The 3,525-nt window shown below is 47.7% G+C and carries 4 protein-coding genes; all 4 read right to left on the bottom strand.

Features of this window, described 5'->3' with window-relative positions; translation table 11 throughout:
- The coding region (locus B7Y67_RS13175; protein ID WP_293599046.1) for a GTP cyclohydrolase, FolE2/MptA family at positions 1–259 on the bottom strand (259 nt) is incomplete at its 3' end.
- A gap of 25 nt (positions 260–284) precedes the next feature.
- The gene (gene dxs, locus B7Y67_RS13170; RefSeq protein ID WP_293599045.1) at positions 285–2,189 is read right to left on the bottom strand and encodes a 1-deoxy-D-xylulose-5-phosphate synthase; all 1,905 of its coding nucleotides are present in this window, start codon (positions 2,187–2,189) and stop codon (positions 285–287) included.
- Between the two features lie 16 nt (positions 2,190–2,205).
- A complete protein-coding gene (locus B7Y67_RS13165) occupies positions 2,206–3,108 on the bottom strand; it encodes a polyprenyl synthetase family protein (RefSeq protein WP_293599044.1) in 903 nt (300 codons plus the stop codon).
- Positions 3,109–3,130: 22 nt separating this feature from the next.
- Positions 3,131–3,364 (bottom strand): exodeoxyribonuclease VII small subunit, encoded by a 234-nt coding sequence (gene xseB / locus B7Y67_RS13160; RefSeq protein WP_015421852.1) that lies wholly within the window; start codon positions 3,362–3,364, stop codon positions 3,131–3,133.
- Between the last annotated feature and the right edge of the window lie 161 nt (positions 3,365–3,525).

Genomic DNA, 3,525 nt, shown 5'->3' with positions numbered 1-3,525 from the left:
CGCTATCAATTGGTTCATTGTGTTTTTGTAAGAGCGCAATGAAGCGGGACATGTGGGTGCCCTTCACATGCGCAGGCAAAGCCACATCCATCTCAAAATTACCGACAGCTGGCATCACACCTGTCTGAGTACGAATGCTTAATGGATGACGTAATCCCCGAATACCCACCTGCTCAATTGGTAAAGCACGCTCATCATGCGAGGACTGAATATCCGGCATGGTTTGCGGTTTGAGAAAGGCGGTGTTGATGTCGTTCATAGCTCTATTTTCAGGCAAAAATGACTTATTTGCCTGCAGCAACAGGATTTGCAGTAGTTTTAACTGGAAAACGTAAGGAAATAGCCTTCGTAATCCCCTCAGAGTCGAGACCACATTTACTCATCAGGAGTTTGTAATCGCCATGTTCCACGAATTCATCTGGTAGACCTAGTTGCAATAGGGGCTTGTTAATACCCATAGCAGAAAGAGCTTCTAAACATGCACTACCAGCACCACCCTGAATCACACCATCCTCAATCGTCACAAAATAATCATGGTCTTGCGCCAAAGATTTGAGGAGCTCAAGATCTAATGGTTTTACAAAACGCATATTGGCAACCGAGGCATCGATTTTTTCAGCAACCTCGAGCGCTGGGTACAGCAAAGTACCAAAAGCCAAAATCGCAATACGCTGCCCAGCAGGCGCATTGGACTTACGGCGTAACTCACCTTTGCCTAATGGCACGATACGTAATTCTTTTGAAGGAATCGTTCCTACACCAGCACCACGTGGGTAGCGCACTGCGCTTGGGTGCGGCTGATGAAATGCGGTAGTCAATAAATCACGGCACTCCGCTTCATCTGCTGGCGTCAATACCAACATATTCGGAATACAGCGCAAGAATGGAATGTCATACGCACCAGCATGCGTTGCGCCATCTGCACCAACTAAACCTGCACGATCTAATGCAAACAATACTGGCAGATCCTGAATAGCCACATCATGAATGAGTTGGTCGTATGCACGCTGTAAGAATGTTGAATAGATTGCAACAACTGGTTTCATACCTTCGCATGCCATACCAGCAGCAAAAGTCACTGCATGTTGTTCAGCTATACCAACATCGTAATAACGCTTCGGAAAATTCTGTTCAAACTCAACGAGACCGGAGCCTTCACGCATTGCTGGTGTGATGCCAATCAACAGTGGATCAGCATGCGCCATATCGCAGAGCCATTCACCAAAGACTTGAGTAAAGGTTTTTTGCGACGGGGAAGTGGCCTTCTTAACACCCTCTTCTGGATTGAATTTACTAGGCCCGTGGTACAGAACTGGGTCTGCTTCAGCTAACTCATAGCCCTGACCCTTGCGCGTCACGACATGCAAGAACTGCGGGCCACGACCCTCGAGCGCCAAACGGCGTACGTTTTGCAGCATCGGAATAAGCGCATCTAAGTCGTGACCATCAATTGGCCCAAAGTAGTTAAAACCAAATTCTTGAAAAATGGTTGATGGCGAGACCATGCCCTTGGCATGATCTTCTAAGCGTTTAGCAAACTCACGCAAAGGAGGAGCAATCGATAAAACGCTATCAATACCTTTTTTGGTTGCAGAGTAAATATTGCCACTCAGCAATCTGGCGAGGTGTCGATTGAGCGCGCCCACTGCTGGCGAGATCGACATATCGTTGTCATTCAGAATCACCACCAATGGCAAGTCGTCATACACACCCGCATTGTTCATAGCCTCAAATGCCATACCGCCTGTCATCGCGCTATCACCAATCACCGCAACAGCGACTTGTTTTTCGCCCTTGGTCTGGAAGGCACGCGCCATACCCATCGCTGCAGAAATGCTCGTTGAAGAGTGACCGGTACCAAAGGCATCGTATTCACTTTCAGCGCGACGCGGAAAACCGGACAAGCCATCGAACTGACGCAAGGTATTCATGCGCTCGCGACGACCAGTTAATATTTTGTGCGGATAACTTTGATGACCCACATCCCACACCACACGATCTGCCGGCGTATCAAACACATAGTGCAGCGCGATTGATAACTCAACCGTTCCTAAATTAGAGGAAAGGTGTCCCCCTGTTTTAGAAACAGAGTCCAAAATAAACTGACGTAACTCTTCTGCGAGTGCAGGAAGCTGCTCACGAGGAAGTTTTTTTAAATCTGCAGGGGAGTGAATGGAATTTAAAGTCATCAAATCTTCAGTAATCTTATTTGCCTCTATTAACCACTAATAGAGCCAAATCTTTTAGGGCTTGGGCTTTAGGGCCAAAACTCTCTAAGCTAGCAATTGCAGTTTCTTGCAAATCTTTTGCTGCTTTCTTGGCATAGTCTAAACCCATCAAGGTCACATAGGTTGGCTTGTCATTAGCGGCGTCTTTTCCAGCGGTTTTACCCAAGGTTTGACTATCTGCAGTGGCATCGAGCACATCATCCACGATTTGAAAGGCCAAACCTAAAGCTTGGGCGTAATTTTGCAGATGCTGCATTTGGGCTGAATTAAGTTTGGCAGCAATACCACCCATCTGCACCGAACAAGAAAGCAGAGCGCCTGTTTTCATGGCGTGCATTTGCTTTAAGCCGGCAAGATCCAATTTCTTTCCCACACTGTCCAGGTCGATTGCTTGCCCGCCTGCCATACCGCGCGAACCAGATGCGCTTGCTAATGCGCCAATCATGGCTAAGCGAATGTCGGCGTCGCACGGTGCGTTTGCTAACACTTCAAATGCGCGAGTCTGCAATGCATCGCCAACTAACAAAGCAGTCGCCTCATCATAGGCCTTATGTACTGTAGGTCGGCCACGACGCAAATCATCATCGTCCATGCAAGGTAAGTCGTCATGCACCAAGGAATAAGCATGAATGCATTCAATTGCTACTGCGGCAGCATCTAAGGCAACTTGCTTTACTTCGTTGGGTTCATCACCCAACTCACCAGCGGCATAAACCAATAAAGGACGAATACGTTTGCCGCCACCTTGAGCAGCATATCGCATAGCTTCATGCAAACGTGCAGGGTTTGTATTGGCAGCATCGAGCAAGTTCTCTAAAGCCAATTCAGTTCGCTGCCCGTGAGTGCGAACCCAATCCTCGAATGAAAGCGTATTGTTCATGAAGGCTTAATTTGCGCGTGACTTAGGCTTCAAATACTCGAACTTGCTGCTCAACTTGAGCGAGCATGGCCTGGCAGTGTTTTAGGAGTGCCGCACCACGTTGATAGGCCAAAAGCGTCTCCTCCAGAGAGAATTTGCCAGATTCCATGTCAGAAATGAGCTTTTCCAGCTCCTTTACAGCCTGCTCATAACGCAAGTTAGGGTCGATTTGAACCTCAAGACCGGGTTTCTGACCCTCAGATTTCTTTGCTGGCATTGGCTTATTTCCTTCAAATTTCTTACAGATATAGCCCTACATATTAAAGCGAGACGGGGGCTAGATGGGTATAATCCCCTCCTTCCTTTCCAATATCGATCCGTCGATGGTTGGATTGGTTATTCCGCTTAGCTTCGGCTGACGTTTTCGGGGGTGGGGAG

This window comes from Polynucleobacter sp. 35-46-11, assembly GCF_002281105.1.
This window is presented reverse-complemented; position numbering and strand designations above follow the sequence as displayed.

Bases quoted from the DNA above. Each gene is read 5' to 3' on its own strand.
- dxs (WP_293599045.1), bottom strand. From the start codon at position 2,189: ATGACTTTAAATTCCATTCACTCCCCTGCAGATTTAAAAAAACTTCCT.
- B7Y67_RS13165 (WP_293599044.1), bottom strand. From the start codon at position 3,108: ATGAACAATACGCTTTCATTCGAGGATTGGGTTCGCACTCACGGGCAG.
- xseB (WP_015421852.1), bottom strand. From the start codon at position 3,364: ATGCCAGCAAAGAAATCTGAGGGTCAGAAACCCGGTCTTGAGGTTCAA.